This is a genomic window from Phenylobacterium sp. (assembly GCF_046463815.1).
Classification (GTDB): domain Bacteria; phylum Pseudomonadota; class Alphaproteobacteria; order Caulobacterales; family Caulobacteraceae; genus Phenylobacterium.
Map to the genome: position 1 here is coordinate 13,247 of NZ_JBKBRO010000021.1, position 20,234 is coordinate 33,480.

Sequence of the window (20,234 nt, forward strand, 5' to 3'; positions counted from 1 at the left end):
GGGGGGGGGGGCGGCGGGCGCGCCCCGCGCCGCCCCCCCCCCCCCCCCCGGCTCGACATCGACCTCGTCGAGGCCATCCGCGGCGCCAAGCGCCGGATCGCCTTCTCGGACGGGCGCACCATCGACGTGACCATCCCCAAGGGCGCCCAGGACGGCCAGACCCTGCGCCTGCGCGGCCAGGGCTCGCCCGGCCGGTCCGGGCCCGGCGACGCCTTCATCGAACTCCACATCCTGCCGCACGCCGTCTTCCGGCGGGAGGGGGACGTGCTGGTCATGGACCTGCCGGTGACGCTGTACGACGCCGTCCTGGGCGGCAAGGTCGAGGCGCCGACGCCCGACGGCCCCGTGACGCTCTCGATCCCCAAGGGGGCGAATACCGGCACGAAGCTGCGGCTGAAGGGCAAGGGCCTGCCCAACGCCTCGGGCGCCCGGGGCGACCTCTTCGCCCGCGTCGTGGTCAGCCTGCCCGAAAATCCGGATCCGGCGCTTGAGGCGCTGGCCGAAGACATGCGCAAGACGCGCCCGTACGCGCCAAGACGCCGAACCTGATCTAGGATCAGTGTTCAGCCCCGGTTCAGCCCTGGGCGGATAGACAGGGCCGCATGAAACGCCTCTTCGCCATCGCCGTTCTCCTGGCCGGCGCCGCGGCTCCCGCCGTGACGCAGGCGCAGGACTACGGCCGTCCGGTGTTCGGCGCCGGGCGGGGCGACCAGGACCAGGCCCGCGAGGGCGTCAGGTCCGGCCGCCAGGCGCCGCTGTCGCGCGTTCTGGCGATGATCGGCGCCCGCTATCCCGGGCGTCATTTGAACACGACCATGGGCGATGCCGGCGGCCGGCCCGCCTACTTCGTCCAGTGGCAGCTCGAGAACGGCCGGGTGGTGGTGTTCATGGTGGACGCCGAGTCGGGCCAGATCGTCGGGCGCCAAGGTGGTTGAACGGGTCGGCTGAGGCCGGCCGGAAGACAGAGACAGATCGAAAGGGACGCGACTTGCGCATCCTGCTTGTGGAAGACGACCCGGACCTGTCGCGCCAGCTCAAGCTGGCGCTGACCGACGCCGGCTACGCGGTGGACCACGCCCCCGACGGCGAGGAGGCCCAGTTCCTGGGCGAGACCGAGCCCTATGACGCCATCATCCTCGACCTGGGCCTGCCCAAGGTGGACGGCGTCTCGGTGCTGGAGCGCTGGCGGCGCGAGAACATGACCACGCCCGTCCTGATCCTGACCGCCCGCGGCGCCTGGAGCGAGAAGGTGGCCGGCTTCGACGCCGGGGCCGACGACTACCTGACCAAGCCGTTTCATACCGAGGAGCTGCTGGCCCGCCTGCGCGCCCTGCTGCGCCGCTCGGCCGGCCACGCCACGCCCAGCCTGTCGTGCGGCGGTCTGCGGCTCGACCCGCGGGCGGCCCGCGCCAGCGTCAACGGCGAGCCGCTGCGGCTCACCTCGCTGGAGTACCGCCTGCTGCACTACCTGATGATGCACCAGGGCCGGGTCATCAGCCGCACCGAGCTGGTGGAACACCTCTACGACCAGGATTTCGACCGCGACTCCAACACCATCGAGGTGTTCATCGGCCGGGTGCGCAAGAAGATCGGCTCGGACCGGATCGAGACCGTCCGGGGCCTCGGCTACCGCCTGATCTGCCCCGAGGACGAACTCGGGGCCGAGGCCGCCAAGGCGTGACGCGGCGTTGAGGCTTCCCGAGGCGCTCAGCAGGCCCTCGCTGACCCGGCGGCTGGTGCTGCTGGCCGTCGGCTGGAGCCTCGCGGCCCTGGTGATCGCCGCCGTGGTCCTGGCTCTGCTCTTCCAGCAGGCGGCGCTCCGGCGTTTCGACCAGAACCTCTCGGACCTCGTCGACAACCTGATCAGCGGCTCCACGGTCGAGAACGGCGAGGTGATCGCCCCCGCGCTCACCGACCAGCGGGCGCTTCGCCCCTTCTCCGGCCGCTACTGGGCCATCGCCGAGCCGACCCCGGACGGCCGGGTGCGGGTGATCCAGCCCTCGCGCTCGGTCTGGGATTCCGAGCTGCGCACGCCGCCCGACCTCGTGAAGCGCCTGCGGTCCGATCCGCGAAAGCCGGTGGCCTACGACATCGCCGGGCCCTCGCCGGGCGAGCGGATCCGCGGCCTCGCGCGCTGGGCCCTGCTCTACGGGCGCGACCGGCCGGTGATCTTCATCTTCGCCGAGGACCGCGAGCCCATCGACCGGGACGTGCGCAATTTCATGGCCGCCACGGCGGCGGCCTTCGCCCTGCTCGGCGCTGGCCTGATCGGGGCGGTGGTGATCCAGGTCCGTGTCGGCCTGCGTCCGCTGTTCGTCCTGCGCCGCGAGGTGGCGGCCGTGCGCCGGGGCAAGGCCGAGCGCGTGGAGGGCGACTATCCCTCCGAGCTCGAGCCCCTGGCCGAGGAACTGAACGCGCTCGTCGCCCACAACCAGGAGACCGTCGAGCGCCAGCGCACCCATGTGGGCAACCTGGCCCATGCGCTGAAGACCCCGATCAGCGTCATGATCACCGAGGCGTCCCAGAGGCCCGGCCCGCTCGCCGAGGTCGTCACCCGCCAGGCCGAGGTCATGCGCCGGCAGGTGGACCACCACCTGCGCCGGGCCCGGGCGGCGGCCCGCGCTCAGGGCCAGGGCGAACGCACCAGCGTGGCCGAGGTGCTGGACGAGCTCGCCCGCACGCTGGAGCGCATCTTCCGCGACAAGGGCGTGGTCATCGACTGGGACGCGCCCGACGACCTCTATTTCCTCGGCGAGCGGCAGGACCTTCTGGAGATCGCCGGCAACGGCATGGAGAACGCCGGCAAGTGGTGCCGGGGCAAGGTCCGCGTCCGCGCCGCGCCGGAAACCGGCGAAACCTTCGTCCTGACCATCGAGGACGACGGGCCGGGCCTGCCGCCCGACCGGCGCGAGGAAGTCCTGCGCCGGGGCGCCCGGCTCGACGAGAACGCTCCGGGCTCCGGGCTGGGTCTTTCGATCGTGGACGAGCTGGCGCGCGCCTACCGGGGGTCACTCAACCTGGGGGATTCCCCCATGGGCGGGCTTTCGCTCACCCTCCGCCTGCCGCGCGCCGAGGCCTGACGGTTTAAGCTTGGGAAAACCTTAACCTGGGGTTGGGCAAGGTTGAGCCTGCGGACCCGTGTTCGCCGGAGCTGGAAATCCCATGGCCGCGCTGTCCAAGCGCAAGATCGAGATCGTCAGGACGCTGGTGGAAGCCGCGCCCGACCGGGTCGTGGGCGGCCTCCAGATGGCGCTGGCCGAGACGGTCGAGGATTCGGCCCTGGGCAGCGTGCGCCAGCTCGTCGAGGCCGAGGCGAGCGAGCGCCGGTTCCGCAACCTCGTGCTCCAGCCCGTCGTTCCCCTGTGCGTTGGCGACGGGCGCGATCCGAAGGCGCTCCGCTTTCCAGCCCAGGCCCTGGCCCTGGTCTGGCGCGGCCTGCGCGCGTCGGCCGCCGACGAGATCGAGGAGGCGCTTGAGGCCTTCCACGAGTTCAACCCCGAGGAGACCTCGGCTGAGGCCTTCGACCGGCTGGCGCGGATTGCGGCCTATGGCCTGCGCGCCCGCGCCTTCCCCGAATTCCTGGAGGCCGCCGAGCTCTGCGACGCCGCCCGCCCCGGGGGCGCCGAGCAGTTGGCCGCCTGCCTGGACCTGTCGCCGGTCGTGCGGCGTGCGACCCTCCGAATCCCCGAATGGCTCGCCTCGTTCAGCGAGGAGAGCTCGGCGGCCACCCGCCTCGCCTACAAGGACGCCGTCGCGATCGCCGAGGACGCCGGGCCCCGCTTCTTCGAGATGCTGGCTGCCCAGATGGCCCACCCCTGGATGGTCCTGCGGATCATCTCCGAGGTCATGTACAAGCCGAACGAACGCTACCTCGCCGACTCGGAGATGGCGGTCTTCGGCGAGCGCGTGATGGACGACATCGACGAGGCGCTGAAGGCCATCGCCAGGCTCGACATCGACGGCGGCCCGGAGGCCGGCCGGGCGGCGGGCAAGCGGGTCGAGCTGATCACCCTGCAGATCACCGAACTCGAGACCTGCATCGACCTTTCGAAGGAGCACGGCTGGGGCCATCGCATCGCCAAGCAGAAGACCACGCTCGCCAGCGTGGTCGACGGCCGGCTGCGGGACACCGACAAGCACGTGGTCGCCGCCCTTCCGACCCAGCCGCCGTCGCTTCGCCGGATTCGTCGGCCGATGCCCAGGCTGACCCTGCCGCCGGATCCGGTCCAGGTGGCCCGCGCCACCACCCTGCTCACCTTCGTCCAGGAGGTCCGCACCAGCGCCAACTACGGCGGGTTCGCCGCGACCCGGGCGAAGCTGCTGGAGAAGCTGGGCGACTACATCGACCACTACGTCGACGAGGCCATCGACCTCGTGAAGACCGGCGACGCCGCGGACGAGGGGATCGCCCAGGCGTTCCTCGAAGTGGCCGCCGGCTTCATCCTGCTGATGCGGGGAGAGAAGGACGCCGACCTTGTCCGTCGCCGGGTCGCGGCCGCATCCCAGCCCGATCTGCCGCTCGTCGAGGAAGCGTAGAAGGGACGCACTCGCGCCGGCCGGCGCTTTGAGCTAAACGCGCGGCCATGCTGACCTTCTGGGTCGCGGCGGGCGTCCTGACCGCCGTCGCGGCCGGCCTCATCCTGATGCGCGCCCGGGGCGCCGCGGCCCCGGAGGCGGCGGCCGACCCGGCCCCTGTCCTCTACCGCCGGCAGCTCGCCGAGATCGACGAACTGGCCGACCGCGGCCTGATCGGCGAGGCGGAACGCAAGAGCGCCCACGCCGAGGCCGCGCGCCGCCTGCTGGCCGCCGCCGACGCGCCCAAGGCCGCCTGGGATGCGGGCGGCGCCGGTCGGGGCGCCGTGCTGCTCGCGGCCGTCGCCGCGCCCGCCCTGGGGCTCGGGCTCTACCTGGCCCTCGGCGCGCCGGGCTATCCCGACCAGCCCTACGCCCAACGCCTCGCCGGGTGGCGGGCCTCGCGGCTCGAAACCCTGTCCGCGCCCGAGATCGCCGCCGTCCTGCGGCAGGTGACCCAGGAGCGGCCGAACGACGCGGAGGGCATGCGCCTCCTGGCCCTGGCCGAGGGCGCCTCCGACAATCCGGCCGCGGCGGTGCGCGCGCTCCGCCGGGCCGTGGCGCTCGCCCCCGAGCGGACCGACCTGCTGCGGCTGCTGGGCGAGGGGCTGGTCTATCAGGCCGGCGGCGAGGTGGAGGCCGAGGCCCAGGACGTGTTCCGCCAGGTGCTGGCGCGAGAGCCCGGCGACCCGGCCGCCCGCTTCTATCTCGCCCAGGCCAAGGTGGCCGAGGGCCGCCAGGCCGAGGGGGCCGCCGAGCTGAAGGCCCTGCTGGCCGACCTGCCCGCCGACGACGAGCGCCGCCCGGCGCTGCTGGCCGCCATCGCCCGGGCCGAGGGCCGCGCGCCCGCTCCGCCCTCCCAGGGGGGGCAGATGGACGTCATCCGCGGCATGGTCGAGGGCCTGGCCGCCAAGCTGGAGGCCAATCCCGACGACCCCGAGGGCTGGGTGCGGCTGGTCCGCTCCTATTCGGTGCTCGGCGAGACGGCCAGGCGCGACGCGGCCCTCAAGACCGCCAGGGCCCGCTACGCCGACCGGCCCGAGATCGTGAAGCAGTTGGAGGACGCCGCCCGTGCGGCGCCGATGCGATGAGCTGGTTGCCCAAGTCCCCCAAGGCGCGGCGGCGCCTGACCCTGATCGCGGCCATCGCGCCGGTCCTGGCCCTGGCCGTCGGCCTCACCCTCTGGGGCCTCTCGGACTCGATCTCCTTCTTCTACACCCCCTCCCAGGCGGCCGAGGCCAAGCCGGCGCCCGGCCGATCGATCCAGTTGGGCGGCCTCGTGGAGGCGGGCTCGGTGGTCAAGCACCCCGACGGCCGCGTCGAGTTCACCGTCGCCGACCAGAAGGCCTCGGACCGCGTGGTCTTCCAGGGCGACCTGCCGGATCTGTTTCGCGAGGGCCAGGGCGTCGTGGCCATCGGCGCCTTCCGCCAGGACGGCGTCTTCGAGGCCAAGCGGGTGCTCGCCAAGCACGACGAGCGCTACATGCCCCGGGAGGTCGAGAAGGCGCTCAAGGAGCAAGGCGAATGGTACGGCGACGGCCAGCGGCCTGAACACAAGGGCCCCGCTCAATGATCGCCGAGATCGGCGCCTTCGCGCTGATGATGGCCCTGGCGCTCTCCGTCGTTCAGACGGCGCTGTCGGCCGCCGCCCGCATCCGGCGCTCCAGCGTGCTGGCCGGGGCGGGCGAGGGCGCGGCCCTGGGCGCCTTCCTGGGCGTGGCGGTGGCGTTCGCCGCCCTGATGCACGCCTTCGTCACCTCGGACTTCTCGGTGGCCAACGTGGCCGCCAACTCCCATTCCGAGAAGCCGCTGCTCTACCGGGTGGCCGGGACCTGGGGCAGCCATGAGGGCTCGATGCTGCTCTGGTGCCTGGCGCTCACCGGCTTCGGTGCGGCCGCCGCCGGCCTGGGGCGCGGCCTGCCGCGCGGCCTTCGCGCCGTCACGGTGGCCACCCAGGGGATGCTGGGCGTCGTCTTCCTGGCCTACACGGTCTTCGCCTCGAACCCGCTGGTGCGGCTGGCCCAGCCGCCGGTCGAGGGCCGTTCGCTCAACCCCCTGCTGCAGGACCCGGCGCTCGCCTTCCACCCGCCCGCGCTCTACGCGGGCTACGTCGGCATGTCGGTGGTCTTCTCGCTGGCCGTCGCCGCCCTGGTCGAGGGCCGGGTGGACGCCGCCTGGGCGCGCTGGGTCCGGCCCTGGGCCCTGGCCGCGTGGAGCGCCCTGACCCTGGGCATCATGCTGGGCGCCTTCTGGGCCTACTACGAGCTCGGCTGGGGCGGCTGGTGGTTCTGGGACCCGGTCGAGAACGCCAGCTTCATGCCCTGGCTGATCGCCACGGCCCTGCTGCACTCGGCCGTGGTGACCGAGAAGCGCGGCGCGCTGCCGGGCTGGACCGTCTTCCTGGCGCTGGCGGCCTTCACCTTCTCCATGCTGGGCGCCTTCCTGGTGCGCTCGGGCGTGCTGACCTCCGTCCACGCCTTCGCTGTCGACCCCACCCGCGGCGTCCTGCTGCTCATCATCCTGGGCGTGACCGCGGGCCTGGGCTTCGCGCTGTTCGCCTGGCGGGCGCCCAGCCTCCAGCAGGGCGGCGTTTTCGCCCCCATCAGCCGCGAGAGCGCGCTCGTCCTGAACAACATCCTGCTGGCGGCGGCCACCGCCACCGTGCTGTTGGGCACGCTGTTTCCGCTGATCCGCGAGGCCGCAGACGGCGAGGCCATCTCGGTCGGCCCGCCCTACTTCAACCTCACCTTCACCCCGCTCATGGCCGCCCTGCTCATCCTGCTGCCGGCGGGGCCGCTGCTGGCCTGGAAGCGCGGCGACGCGCGCGGCGTCCTGCAGCGCCTGTGGGGCGCCGCCCTGATCGCCGTGGGCGCGGGCCTCGCCACCCTGGCGCTGGCCAGCCCACACAAGGCCTTGGGCGCGGCCGGCGTCATGCTGGGCGCGTGGCTGATCGCCGGCGCGCTGGCCGAGATCCTGGAGCGCGTCCGCGCTTTCCGCGCCCCGGCCACCGAGAGCTGGCGGCGGCTCTGGGGCCTGCCGCGCGGCGCCTGGGGCATGACGCTCGCGCACCTGGGCCTGGGCGTGTTCGTGCTCGGCGCCGTCTTCGAGACCACCTGGAAGGTCGAGGCCGCCGAGGCCCTGCCGGTCGGGGGATCGCTGGACGTGGGCGCCTATCACGTGGCCCTGGACTCCATCCGCGCGGTGGACGGGCCGAACTACGAGGCCGAGCGCGCCGGCGTCACCGTCACCCGCAAGGGCGAGGTCGTCTGCCGCGCTGAACCCGAGCGGCGGCTCTACACGGCGGGCGGCCAGACCACCTCGGAAGTCGGCCTGTGCTACCGCGGATCCAGCCACATCTACCTCGTGCTCGGCGAACGCCGGGAGGGCGCGCAAGGGCCGGTCTGGCTGGTCCGGGCCTACTGGAATCCATGGGCCACCCTGATCTTCCTGGGACCGGCGATCATGGCCCTGGGCGGGCTCGTCTCGCTCTCGGACCGGCGCCTGCGCCTCGGCGTCGGCAAGGCGGCGCGGGAAGCAACGGCATGAGGCTGCGCGCGCTCTTCGCCGCCGTCGCGGGCGTCCTCTCCATCGCGGCGGCCTCCGATCCGGCCGAACGCCTGCCCGATCCGGCCCAGGAGGCCCGTGCCCGCGAGATCTTCCAGGACGTCCGCTGCCTCGTCTGTCAGAACGAGTCGATCGACGACTCCGAGGCCGAGCTCGCCAAGGACCTGCGCCGCATCGTCCGCGAGCAGGTCTCCGCCGGGAAGTCGGACGCCGAGATCAAGCGCTTCCTGACCGACCGCTACGGCGAATTCGTGCTGATGACGCCGGCGTTCAACGCCTGGAACCTGGCGCTGTGGGTCGGGCCGTTCGTGGTCGTCGTGCTGGGGGTGATCCTGCTGGCGATCCGGCTGCGCGGCCGGGCCGTCGCGGAGAGCGAACTGTCGGTCGAGGAAGCCGAGCGCCTGAAGAAACTCTCGGATAACGAAACACCCTGACACGTTTGCGCCCCAGAAGGGTCGCGAAGAAGCGCTGAGGCTGTCCGAAACGTAACTTGAGGGTCATTGCACTTCCGTGCATCGGACCTAGGTTGTTCGGGCGCGTCGCAGGTCGCTGCGCGCACAGGGAAACTGAAGGCTTATGACTTCGAAGAAGACCGGTTACCTCCTGGGCGCCATCGCCGGCGCCGGCGTGATGGCCGCCGCGGTGGCGGGGGCGGGGATGCGGATGCCCGAGGCGCGAGCCGAACTCGCGCCGACGGGCCTGATCAAGGCCTCGACCGCACCGATCTTCGCGCCACCGCCCGGCGCGCCGATGTCCTTCGCCGACATCTTCGACCGGGTCTCGCCCGCGGTCGTCTCCATCAACGTCACCAGCCGGGTCGATCCCAGCCAGCTTCGCCAGCTTCCCGGCTTCCCGGGCTTCCCCTTCAACATCATCCCACGCCCGGACGGCCAGGACGACGAGGACGGCGGCCAGGGTCAAAATGGCGGCGGCCGCGCCGAGCGGGGCCAGCCGCGCCTGCCCACCCAGCAGTCGGCGGGCTCGGGCTTCTTCATCTCGGCCGACGGCTACATCGTCACCAACAACCACGTCGTCGAGAACGCCGAGACCATCAAGGTCGTGCTGAAGGACGAGACCGAGCTCGACGCCACCGTGGTTGGCCGCGACGAGGCCACCGACCTCGCGGTCATCAAGGTCAAGGGCGGCAAGGGCCCGTTCCCGTTCGTCAACTTCGAGAACTCGGCCAAGCCGCGCGTCGGCGACTGGGTCATCACCGTCGGCAACCCGTTCGGCCTGGGCGGCACGGCCACGGCCGGCATCGTCTCGGCCTACGGCCGTGACATCGGCGAGACCTTCGTCGACTACATCCAGATCGACGCACCCATCAACCGGGGCAACTCGGGCGGCCCGACCTTCGACATCTACGGTCGGGTCATCGGCGTGAACACGGCGATCTTCTCGCCGTCGGGCGGTTCGGTCGGCATCGGCTTCGCCATTCCCGCCGAGATCGCCGACGCGGTCACCAAGCAGCTCATCAACGGCGGCAAGATCGAGCGCGGCTACATTGGCGCGACGATCCAGAACTTCACCACCGAGATGGCCGAGGCCGCGGGCCTGGGCGACCAGAAGGGCGCCATCGTCGCCGACCTCACGCCGGGCGGGCCCTCGCAGCGCGCCGGGCTCCAGGTGGGCGACATCGTCGTCGCCGTGAACGGCCAGACCGTCCGCTCGTCGTCGGAACTCACCCGCCAGGTGGCCCGGGCGCGGCCGGGCGACACCCTGCGCCTCGAGGTGATCCGCGAGGGCCGCCGCCGCACCATCGACGTGCGCTCGGGCGTGCGCCCGTCCGAGCGTGAGCTGGCGGCGAACGACAACCAGGGTGGCGGCCAGGGCCCCGGGGCGCCTGGGTCGTCGGCCGCGCCCCAGGCGCCGGTGCTCGGTCTGTCGCTCGCCCCGCTCGACGAGGCTGCGCGCAACCGCTTCAACCTTCCGGCCGACCTGCGCGGCGCGCTGGTTCGCAGCGTGGACCAGTCGTCCGACGCCGGGAGCAAGGGCCTGCGCGCCGGGGACGTCATCACCCGGGCCAACAACCGCGCCGTGACCGGCCCGGCCGACGTCGTGGCCGCCGTCGAGGCCGCGAAGAAGGAAGGCCGCGCGAGCGTGCTCGTCGGCGTGTTCCGCAATGGCCGCACCTCCTTCCTGCCGCTGAAGATTTCGGGGTAGCTTCTACGCCTGTGTGGGGGGCGGGAATCAGATGCGCATCCTGATCGTCGAAGACGACCTTGAAGCCGCCGAGGCCATGGCGCGGGGGCTGACCGAAGCCGGTCACGCCTGCGTCCAGGCGCCGGATGGCGAGGAGGGCCTGGTGGCCGCTCGCGCCGGCGAGTTCGACGTCATGGTGGTCGACCGCATGATGCCCCGCATGGACGGGGTGACGCTGGTCGAGACCCTGCGCCGGGAGGGCGATCGCACGCCGGTGCTGTTCCTCTCGGCCCTGGGCGAGGTGACCGACCGCGTCGACGGCTTGCAGGCCGGCGCCGACGACTACCTGGTGAAGCCCTACGCCTTCGCCGAGCTGATCGCCCGGATCGAGGCGCTCGCCCGGCGGCGCGACACCGGCTCGGTGCAGACCCTGCTCAAGGTGGGCGAGCTCGAGATGGACCTCATCGCCCGCACGGTCCACCGGCAGGGCAAGGAGATCGACCTCCAGCCCCGCGAGTTCCAGCTCCTGGAATTCATGATGCGCCACGCCGGCCAGTCGGTGACGCGCACCATGCTGCTGGAGAAGGTCTGGCACTACCACTTCGACCCCCAGACCAATGTCATCGACGTCCACATCTCCCGCCTGCGGTCCAAGATCGACAAGGGCTTCGACCGCCCCATGCTGCAGACGGTCCGCGGCGCGGGCTACCGGCTGGACGCTTAAGCGAAGCGCGGCGTCATGCGCCTGCCGCGCATCCTCCGAACGACGCCGTTCCGGCTGACGCTGCTTTTCCTGGCGCTGTTCGCCAGCGCGGCGAGCGCCTTCCTGGCCTACATCTACGTGGCGACAGCCGGCGAGGCGACGCGCCGCACGGACCAGGAAATCCGGCGCGAGATGCGGTCCCTGACCGACGTCTACTACCGGGCGGGGGTGGACGCGGTGAACCAGTCGCTCATCGAGCGGGCCGCCAGTGAGAGGCCCTTCCTCTACCTCTTGATGGACCCCAAGGGTCAGCGCGTCTCGGGCTCGATCGAGGAGAGCCCCGTCGAGGCCTTCAAGGGCGAGCCCACCTGGGCGACCTTCCAGGTGACGGACGTCGACGTGCAGGGGCGGGAGACCAAGCACCCTGCCCGGGGTCTGCAGCAGCGGCTGACCGGCGGCGAGATCCTCTTCGTGGGCGCCGACGTCGGCGCCGACGAGGCCTATGTGGGCAAGATCGTCAATGCGCTCTGGGGCGCGGTGGTGCTGGTGGTCATCCTGGGCCTGGCCGGCGGCGTCCTGGTCAGCCGCAACGTCTCGCGCAGCATGGCCAGCCTCACCGACGTGGTGGACCGGGTGCGCAACGGCGAGCTCGGAGCCCGCGCCCACGTCCGCGGCGCCCGGGACGAGTTCGACGAGCTGGCCCAGGGCGTGAACGACATGCTGGACCGGCTGGAGCGCTCCATGGCCGGCCATAAGCACGCCGGCGACGCCATCGCCCACGACCTGCGCTCGCCGCTGACCCGCCTGCGCGCCCGGCTGGAGGCGGCCTTCCTGGACGTCGAGGCGGGCAAGGGCGATCCGCGGCAGGCGCTGGCCCAGGCGCTGGAGGACACGGACGGCGTGCTGAAGACCTTTGGCGCGGTGCTCTCCATCGCCCGGCTGCAGGCCGCCGGCCAGGCGCCCGACCCTGTCATCTTCGATCCGGCCGAGCTGGGCGCCGACATCGCCGAGCTCTACGAGCCGCTCTGCGAGGACAAGGACATCGATTTCGACGCCGAGTTCGCCAAGGACCTGACGGTGCGCGGCAACCGCGAGTTCCTGGCCCAGGCGCTGGCCAACATCCTCGACAACGCCGTGAAGTACACGCCCGCCGGCGGGGCGATCATGCTGCGGGTGCGCCGCCGCTCCTCGGGGGAAGTGGAATTCTCCGTCACCGACACCGGCCCAGGCGTGCCCGAAACCGACCGCGAGCGCGTGATCCAGCGGTTCGTGCGCCTGGAGAACAGCCGCAACGAGCCCGGCGCGGGCCTCGGCCTGTCGCTCGTGGCCGCGGTGGCCGAGGCGCACGGCGGCCGGCTGGAGCTGGACGAGGGGCCGGGCAAGGTGGGCGACATGGGGCCCGGCCTGCGCGTGGCGCTGATCCTGCCCAGGGCCTAGAAGCGTCGGCATGAAGCTCGGCGAACAGCTCCGTCCCTGCGGCCCTGTCATCGATCCCAAGGCCGCCGAGCGGGCGCGCGAGATCATCGCCGAAACCGTCTGGACGCCCGCCGTCGAGTCGGCGTGGCCGGCGCTCGCGCCCGTCTTCGGCGCCTCGCCCTATCTCGCCAGCCTGGCGCGGCGCGATCCCGAACGCCTGGTCGACCTCCTGGCCTGCGATCCCGACGTCCGATTGGCCGACATCCTGGCCCGCACCCGGGCCGTGGGCGACCTCCCGCCGGCCGAGGCCGAGCGTCCCCTGCGCCTGCTGAAGCAGGAGCTGCACCTCCTGACGGCGCTGGCCGACCTGGGCAAGGTGTGGGGGCTCGACCAGGTGACGGGGGCGCTCACCCGCTTCGCCGACGCCGCGGTGGCGGCGGCCCTGCTGTCGGCCGCCCGGGGCGAGATCGACGCCGGCCGCCTCTCGCGGCTTGGAGAGGGTGAAGAAGGACCGGTTCCCGGCTGGTTCTGCGTCGCCATGGGCAAGCAGGGCGCCTTCGAGCTCAACTATTCCAGCGACATCGACGTCTCGGTCTTCTTCGATCCGGACAAGATCGCCGACGCTCTCGCGCCCGACGTGGAGCCCCAGGCCTTCGCCGTGCGCCTGACCCACCGGGTGTCGGACCTGATGCAGGCCAAGACCGCCGACGGCTACGTGTTCCGGATGGACCTGCGGCTTCGGCCCGATCCCTCGTCCACGCCCCCCGCCGTGCCGGTGCCGGCGGCCCTCGACTACTACGAGAGCGTCGGCCAGAACTGGGAGCGCGCCGCCTTCATCAAGGCCCGGCCCTGCGCCGGGGACATGGCGGTCGCCCGCGCCTTCCTGGGCGAGCTGGTCCCTTACATCTGGCGCAAGAACCTCGACTTCGCCGCCATCGCCGACATCCACTCCATCAAGCGCCAGATCCACGCGCACAAGGTGGACGAGCGCGTCTCGGCCAAGGGCGTGGACCTGAAGCTCGGCCGGGGCGGCATCCGCGAGATCGAGTTCTACGTCCAGACCCAGCAGCTCATCCTGGGCGGCCGCCATCCCGAGCTGCGCAGCCCTCGCACCCTGGACGCCCTCCAGGCCCTGGCCGACGCCGGCCACGTGGCCAAGGAGACCGCCGCCGAGCTTGCCGCCGCCTACGACACCCTGCGCGCCGTCGAACACCGCATCCAGATGCTGGCCGACGAGCAGACCCACCGCCTGCCGGAGAACGATGCGGAGCGAAGGCGCGTGGCCGCACTCTCCGGCTATGACCGCCTGCAGAGCTTCGACGCCGCCGTCACCCGCATCCTGAAGGCGGTCAACGCCCGCTACGGGGAGCTGTTCGCCGAGGAGGAGCCGCTGTCGTCCCGCTTCGGCAGCCTGGTGTTCACCGGTGTCGACGACGATCCCGAGACCCTGGCCACATTGCAGCGCATGGGCTTCTCGAACCCCGCCCGGGTCGCCCAGACCATCCGAAGCTGGCACCACGGCCATATCCCGGCCACCCGCACCGAGCGGGGCCGCGAGCTCTTCACGCGGCTCGCGCCGCGCCTGCTGGAAGCGGCCCAGGCCACCGGCGCCCCGGACCCCGCCTTTAACCGCTTCGGCGATTTCTTCGCGGGGCTGTCCACCGGGGTGCAGCTCCAGTCGCTGTTCCTGGCCCAACCGAAGCTGTTCGAGCTGGTGGTGCAGGTGATGGCCTTCGCCCCGCGCCTGGCCTCGACGCTGGCCCGGCGCCCGGCGGCCATCGACGCCATGCTGGACCCGGCCTTCTTCCAGCCGATCGACGTGGCCGAGGACGGGGCGGTCATGTCCGAGGCGGTCGCGCGCGCTGGCGGGTTCGAGGCGGCCATGGACGTGGTGCGCCGGGTCCACCGCGAGCAGGCCTTCCGCGTCGGCGTGCAGGTGATGAGCGGGGCGGCCACGGCGGAAACGGCGGGCAAGGCCTTCGCCGACCTCGCCGACCTGTGCATCCAGGCCCTGGCGCCCGCCGCCCTGGCGGAGGCGGAAAGACTGGGCGGAGCCTTCGAGGGCGACGTGGCCGTCGTCGCGCTTGGCAAGTGCGGTTCGCGGGAGATGAGCGCCAGCTCCGACCTCGACCTGATGACGCTCTATCGGCCGGCCGATCCGGCCGGCATGTCGGCGATGAAGGGCTGGGACGCCTCGACGTTCTACGGCCGGTTCACCCAGCGGCTGATCGCGGCGCTGTCGAGCCCGACGGCCGAGGGCGCGCTGTACGAGGTCGACATGCAGCTCAGGCCGTCCGGCACCAAGGGGCCGGTGGCGGTCTCGATGGCGGCGTTCCAGCCCTACTACGAGGGCGAGGCCGAGACCTGGGAGCTGCTGGCGCTCACCCGGGCGCGGGTGGTCTGGGCCACCTCTGAGGCCTTCGCGGCGGAGGCGGGCGCCGCCATCGAGGCCGCGCTGCGGCGCCCGCGCGATCCGAAGCGCACCGCGGCCGACGTCCGCGACATGCGCCAGCTCCTGGAGCGCGAGCGCCCGCCCAAGGGAGACTGGGACCTCAAGCTCTCGCCCGGCGGCTTGGTCGATGTCGAATTCGCCGCCCAGTTCCTGCAACTCGTCAACGCCGCCGAGGGCGGGCCGCTATCGCCCAATACGGCCCAGGCGCTGGAGGCGTTCCGGGTTTCGGGCCTGGCTCCGGAAGAGCCGCTGGAGGCGCTCTCCGGCGCCTGGCGGTTGCAGCAGGATCTGACCCAGCTCCTCAAGGTGGCGCTCGACGAGGACGCCGATCCCGCCCGGGAGCCAAAGGCCTTCCAGGCCCTGCTGGCGCGGGCCGGTGGAGCGCGCACGTTCAGGAGCCTGGTGAAGTCGCTGTCCGACGCCCAGGTCCAGGCCCGCGCCGCCTACGAGGCCATCGTCCGCGCCTGACGCTGGGAGGTCGGCTCCGGGCGCGCGGGTAGCTGGCTCTGGCGGACGGGCAGGGCGAAGCTCGCCGTGGTGCCCTGGCCGGGCGTGCTCTTCAGGTCCAGGAGCCCGCCGTGCATCTCCACGAAGGCCTTGGTGAGGGCCAGGCCCAGGCCCGAGCCCTGCTGGGTCTTGGAGTGCTGGCTCTCGACCTGCTCGAAGGGCCGGGCGAGGCGGGCCAGGTCGTCGGGGGCGATGCCGATCCCGGTGTCCTGCACGCTGATCTTCACCCGCTCGCCGCGCGGGTCGTCCCGCCGCTCGGCGCGTACGGTTATCTTGCCGCCGCGGGGCGTGAACTTGATGGCGTTGGACAAGAGGTTCAACAGCACCTGCTTGATGGCCCGGTAGTCGGCCTCGACGTCCGGCAGCTCCACGAAGTCGAGGACGAGCTGGAGGCCGGCGCTCTCGGCGCGATTGCGCACCAGGCGCAGCGCGTCCTCGGCGATCTCCTCGATGGAGCACGGGTCGAAGCGCATGTTCATCTTGCCCGCCTCGATCTTCGACATGTCGAGGATGTCGTTGATGAGCGCGAGCAGGTGCTGGCCCGAATTCAGGATGTCGCGGGCGTAGTCGCGATACCGCCCGTCGCCGAGCGGCCCGTACATCTCGGCCACCATGATCTCGGAGAAGCCGTTGATGGCGTTCAGCGGCGTGCGCAACTCGTGGCTCATGTTGGCCAGGAACTCGCTCTTGGCCTGGCTCGCGCCCTCGGCACGGATCTTCTCGATCTCGTACTTGCGGGCCAGTTCGGAGAGCTGCTCCTGACTGCGCTCCAGGTTCACGACGGCGCGCCGCAGCTCCTCCTCCTTCAGCCGCCGAGCCTCCTCCTGGGCCTTCAGGACGGTGATGTCGGCGGCGGTCACCACGAGGCCGCCCTCGGCCGTGGGCCGCTCGGAAATCTGCACCCAGCGGCCGTCCGACAGCTCGGCCTCGCGCACCCCGGGGCCGCCGCCGGGATACTCCTGCCGGATGGCGGCGCGGGCGGCCCGGTCCACCTGCTCGCGCCCCACGCCGGTGGTCAGCAGGATGGGGTCCAGCCGGAAGTAGTCGCGGAAGTTCCGGTTGCACATCAGGAGCCGGCCGTGGCGGTCCCAGAGCACGAAGGCTTCCGAGACGCTCTCGATGGCGTCGCGCAGGCGGGTCTCGGCCTGCTGGGCGCGGGCCTGGGCCAAGCGTTCCTCGGTGACGTCCAGGGCCACCCCGATGATCCGGGCGTAGCCGCCCTCGGGCGCCTCGCCGAAGCCGCGGCCGCGTGCGTCGATCCACACCGGCCTGCCGCCCGCCAGGCTGGGCACCCGGAACGAGACGTCGAAATCGCCGTAGATCGCCGCCGTCGCCAGGGCTTCGCGCAGGCCGTCCCGGTGGCCGGGCGAGACGCGGTCCAGCACGTCCTGACCGTCCACCACCCCGCCGCGCCAGCCGAACAGCGCCGCCGTGACCTCGGACATGAAGATCCTGTCCGCCGCCAGGTCCCATTCCCAGATGCCGCAGCGCGCGGCCTCCACGGCCATGCGGAAACGCTGCTCGGAATCCGAATAGGCCGCATGCGCCCGCTCCACCCGGCGGGATTCGAGGAGCAGCAGCACGCCGAGCGCGAAGGCTACGGCGAGCGGCGTGGCGAGCCACACGAACTGTTCCTCGGCGCTCTGCGGGCCGGTGCGCAGGCGGGCGAGCGCAAGGGCCGTGTAGACCGCGAGCAGCAGGAGCGCCGAGAGGATGCCGATCCGGACGAAGCGCTGGGTCGGCGGACGCGCGGGCTCAAGCGGTGCGAAGCGGCCCCGCGGCCGCGCGCCTCCAGCCTTCCGCCCCCCGCCCTTGGCCAAGGCCCAAACTCCGTCGCCGGCGCCGAGTCAGCCCCGGCGCAAATCGGAGTCTAAGCGAATCGGCGTCGGAGCGTCACCCGCCCGTCAGTCGGCGAGCGCGCGCGTCACCAGCTCGTAGACGTTCTTCGACAGGCCCTCGGCCTTGGCGATCCGCTGCAGCTCGGCCTTCATCTGCGCGCCGAGCTCGGGCTTGTAGCGCCGCCAGCCGCCCAGCGGGTCCACCAGCCTCGCCGCCGTCATCGGGTTGAAGCCGTCGGTGGCCAGGATCTGGTCGGCGAGGAAGCGATAGCCCGCCCCGCTCGGATCGTGGAACCGCGCCGGGTTGAAGTTGGCGAAGGTCGAGACGAGCGCCCGCAGACGGTTCGGGTTCTTGGCCTCGAAGGCGGGATGGGCGGTCAGGCCCAGCACGCGGCCCAGGGCGCCTTCCGACGGGTCCCGGGCCTGGACGGCGAACCACTTGTCGATGACCAGCGGCTCGGACTTCCAGCGGGTGTAGAAGTCGGTCAGGGCTTCCTCGAACGCCTCGCCGCCGATCTGCATCAGGGCCGAGAGGCCGCCCATGGCGTCGGTCATGTTGCCGGCCGCCCGGTAGTGGCCCAGGGCCAGGTCTGCGACCTCATGGCGCGGATTGGCCGTCAGCAGCTCCAGGGCGGCGTTGCGCAGGGCGCGCCGGCCCGCGCCGGCGGCGTCGGGCGAGAACTCGCCCAGGTCCTGCAGGCCGGTGTGCAGCCGCCGCAGTTCGGCGTCCAGGTGCAGGGCCAGCCGAACCCTGAGCGCGTCGCGGGCCTCGTGGATGGCGGTGGGATCGGCCGGGCTCATCTTCAGCGCCAGGTCCGGCTCGGACGGCAGGGCCAGCAGCAGGGCCTTGAAGGCGGGCTCGGCGGCCTGGTCGCTCAGGGCCCGCCCGACGGCCTCGGCGTAGCGCTCCTCGCCCACCTCGTTTGGCCGCCCCGCGGCTCGGGCGAGGATCAGGTCGGTCGCCAGCTCCTGGCCCGCCTCCCAGCGGTTGAACAGGTCGGGGTCGGACGCCAGCAGGACGTAGCGGTCCTTGGCCGGCGCGTCGGTCTTCAGCACCACCGGCGCCGAGAAGCCTCGCAGCGCCGAGACCACCGGCGGCCGGTCCACGCCGGAGAGCGTGAGCGTGACCTGCGCCTCGTCCAGCACGACCACTGTCTCGTCCACGGCCTGGCCGTCGCGCTCGAAGGCCAGCGTACGGCCCTCTTGGTCCAGCAGGCCCAGCCGCACCGGGATCGGCAGCGGCCTCTTGTAGGCCTGGCCGGGCGTGGGCGGCGTCTCCTGGCTGAGTTTCAGCTCCAGAGTCCGAGACGTTTCGTCGTAGCGGCTGGTGAGCGACACGCGCGGCGTGCCCGCCTGTTCGTACCAGGCGAAGAAATCCGAAAGGTCCCGGCCTGAGGCGTCCTCGAAGCAGTTGATGAAGGCCTCGACGGTGGTGGCGTGGCCGTCCCAGCGCTCGAAGTAGAGGTCCATGCCGGCCCGAAACGCCTCGGGCCCGATCAGGGTCCTCAGCATACGGATGACCTCGGAGCCCTTCTCATAGATCGTCGCGGTGTAGAAGTTGTCGATCTTGAGGTAGCTGGACGGCCGCACCGGGTGGGCCAGCGGCCCCTGGTCCTCGGCGAACTGGCGGGCGCGCAGCGCCTTCACGTCCTTGATCCGCTGGACGGCCTCGCCGCGCATGTCGCCCGAGAAGCTCTGGTCGCGGAAGACCGTCAGGCCCTCCTTCAGGCAGAGCTGGAACCAGTCGCGGCAGGTGATCCGGTCGCCCGTCCAGTTGTGGAAATACTCGTGGGCCACGACGCTTTCGATGCGTTCGTAGTCGAGGTCGGTGGCCGTCGCGGGATCGGCCAGCAGCAGGGAGCTGTTGAAGATGTTCAGCCCCTTGTTCTCCATGGCCCCGAAGTTGAAGTCGCGCACCGCGACGATCATGAAGAGGTCGAGGTCGTATTCGCGGCCGAACGCCCGCTCGTCCCATTTCATCGAGCGCTTCAGGGCGTCCATGGCGTAGGCGGCCCGGGGCGCCATGCCGGTGTCGACATAGATCTTCAGGTCGACCGTCCGGCCGCTCATCGTGACGAGCTTGTCCTCGAGCACGTCCAGCTCGCCGGCCACGAGGGCGAAGAGGTAGCAGGGTTTGGGGAAGGGGTCGTTCCAGACCGCGTAGTGGCGGCCGTCGCCGAGGTCGCCCGCCTCCAGCAGATTGCCGTTCGACAGCAGGTGGCGGAACGTCTTGTCCGCCTCGATGCGGACCGTGAAGCGCGACAGCACGTCGGGGCGGTCGGGCCAGAAGGTGATCTTGCGGAAGCCCTCGGCCTCGCACTGGGTGCAGAAGCGGCCGCCGGACATGTAGAGGCCTTCCAGCGCCTTGTTGTTCTCCGGGTCGATCTCGACCTCGGTCTCCAGGGTGAAGGCGTCAGGCGCGTCGGGGATGGTCAGCCACTCGGCGTCGATGCTGTGTTCGGCCGCCGCCAACATGCGGCCGTCGATGGCCACGGACAGGGGCTTCAGCCGCTCGCCGTTGAACCGCAGGGGCTCGGCGTGGTCGCCGTTGCGGCGCACGGACAGGCGCGCCTTCACCCGGGTGGCGTTGGGCTTGAGGTCGAAGGTGAGCTGGACCTCGTCGACGAGGAAGGCGGGGGGGCGGTAGTCGGCGAGCTTGATCGCCTGGGGCGTGTCGGTGCGCATGGCGGTCATCTAGGCCTTCCGGTTGGGCGGCGCCAAGGCGGCGCGTCGCGCATCAGCGGCCCGCGCGACGTCGGGCGGGGCGGGGACAGGGGCGCTCCGACCAGGCGCCGTCGCGTTCCCGGATCAGGAGGTAGCAGTCGATCCCCTGGGCGGCGACCGTCGGCGGCCAGTGTCCTGGCGCGTTCGATCGCATGGGGCGGTAGGCGTAGGCGCCGACCTCGGCGGTGTTCCGCTCGACGATCCACTTGTTGTCCCGCCACGCCAAGGCCAGGAAGATGACAATGGAGAGGGGGAAAGATCAGCCGTCGTCGGTCGGCCAGAGCATGAGCGGCTCGGGAAAGACGACGTGTATCAG

At 71.8% G+C, this 20,234-nt stretch carries 15 protein-coding genes; 13 read left to right on the forward strand and 2 right to left on the reverse strand.

What is annotated here, in order from left to right; translation table 11 throughout:
• From ACK4TT_RS14325 to ACK4TT_RS14385, 13 genes are all read left to right on the forward strand, one after another.
• A partial coding sequence (locus ACK4TT_RS14325) for a J domain-containing protein (RefSeq protein ID WP_410213263.1) occupies nucleotides 1-549 on the forward strand: 549 nt, incomplete at its 5' end.
• Nucleotides 550-602: 53 nt separating this feature from the next.
• The gene (locus ACK4TT_RS14330; protein WP_409641576.1) at nucleotides 603-935 is read left to right on the forward strand and encodes a PepSY domain-containing protein; all 333 of its coding nucleotides are present in this window, start codon (nucleotides 603-605) and stop codon (nucleotides 933-935) included.
• 53 nt (nucleotides 936-988) lie between these two features.
• A complete protein-coding gene (locus tag ACK4TT_RS14335; protein WP_409641573.1) occupies nucleotides 989-1,681 on the forward strand; it encodes a response regulator transcription factor in 693 nt (230 codons plus the stop codon).
• A 7-nt stretch (nucleotides 1,682-1,688) separates the two neighbouring features.
• A complete protein-coding gene (locus tag ACK4TT_RS14340; RefSeq protein WP_409641570.1) occupies nucleotides 1,689-3,080 on the forward strand; it encodes a sensor histidine kinase in 1,392 nt (463 codons plus the stop codon).
• A gap of 82 nt (nucleotides 3,081-3,162) precedes the next feature.
• Nucleotides 3,163-4,536: a hypothetical protein gene (locus ACK4TT_RS14345; protein WP_409641567.1), complete on the forward strand. Its 1,374-nt coding sequence runs from the start codon at nucleotides 3,163-3,165 to the stop codon at nucleotides 4,534-4,536.
• Between the two features lie 47 nt (nucleotides 4,537-4,583).
• Nucleotides 4,584-5,663: a c-type cytochrome biogenesis protein CcmI gene (gene ccmI, locus ACK4TT_RS14350; RefSeq protein ID WP_410213264.1), complete on the forward strand. Its 1,080-nt coding sequence runs from the start codon at nucleotides 4,584-4,586 to the stop codon at nucleotides 5,661-5,663.
• A complete protein-coding gene (gene ccmE, locus ACK4TT_RS14355) occupies nucleotides 5,660-6,145 on the forward strand; it encodes a cytochrome c maturation protein CcmE (RefSeq protein ID WP_409641562.1) in 486 nt (161 codons plus the stop codon). Before ccmI ends, ccmE begins: the two co-directional genes overlap by 4 nt.
• On the forward strand, nucleotides 6,142-8,118 hold the full coding sequence (locus tag ACK4TT_RS14360; RefSeq protein WP_410213265.1) for a heme lyase CcmF/NrfE family subunit: 1,977 nt from the start codon (nucleotides 6,142-6,144) through the stop codon (nucleotides 8,116-8,118). The genes ccmE and ACK4TT_RS14360 overlap by 4 nt, the downstream gene beginning before the upstream one ends.
• Complete coding sequence (locus ACK4TT_RS14365; RefSeq protein ID WP_409641556.1) at nucleotides 8,115-8,570, forward strand: cytochrome c-type biogenesis protein CcmH; 456 nt, start codon at nucleotides 8,115-8,117, stop codon at nucleotides 8,568-8,570. Before ACK4TT_RS14360 ends, ACK4TT_RS14365 begins: the two co-directional genes overlap by 4 nt.
• A 142-nt stretch (nucleotides 8,571-8,712) precedes the next feature.
• A complete protein-coding gene (locus ACK4TT_RS14370; protein ID WP_409641553.1) occupies nucleotides 8,713-10,299 on the forward strand; it encodes a Do family serine endopeptidase in 1,587 nt (528 codons plus the stop codon).
• A 31-nt stretch (nucleotides 10,300-10,330) separates the two neighbouring features.
• The gene (locus ACK4TT_RS14375; protein ID WP_409641550.1) at nucleotides 10,331-11,002 is read left to right on the forward strand and encodes a response regulator transcription factor; all 672 of its coding nucleotides are present in this window, start codon (nucleotides 10,331-10,333) and stop codon (nucleotides 11,000-11,002) included.
• Nucleotides 11,003-11,017: 15 nt separating this feature from the next.
• A complete protein-coding gene (locus ACK4TT_RS14380; RefSeq protein ID WP_409641547.1) occupies nucleotides 11,018-12,418 on the forward strand; it encodes a sensor histidine kinase in 1,401 nt (466 codons plus the stop codon).
• A gap of 10 nt (nucleotides 12,419-12,428) precedes the next feature.
• Entirely contained in the window at nucleotides 12,429-15,317 is a 2,889-nt protein-coding gene (locus ACK4TT_RS14385) for a bifunctional [glutamine synthetase] adenylyltransferase/[glutamine synthetase]-adenylyl-L-tyrosine phosphorylase (RefSeq protein WP_409641544.1), read from the forward strand.
• Here the strand turns inward: ACK4TT_RS14385 and ACK4TT_RS14390 are convergent.
• Both ACK4TT_RS14390 and pepN read right to left on the reverse strand, forming a co-directional pair.
• On the reverse strand, nucleotides 15,293-17,176 hold the full coding sequence (locus tag ACK4TT_RS14390) for an ATP-binding protein (protein ID WP_409641540.1): 1,884 nt from the start codon (nucleotides 17,174-17,176) through the stop codon (nucleotides 15,293-15,295). The genes ACK4TT_RS14385 and ACK4TT_RS14390 overlap by 25 nt on opposite strands.
• 84 nt (nucleotides 17,177-17,260) lie before the next feature.
• A complete protein-coding gene (pepN, locus tag ACK4TT_RS14395; RefSeq protein ID WP_409641537.1) occupies nucleotides 17,261-19,879 on the reverse strand; it encodes an aminopeptidase N in 2,619 nt (872 codons plus the stop codon).
• Nucleotides 19,880-20,234: the final 355 nt, after the last annotated feature.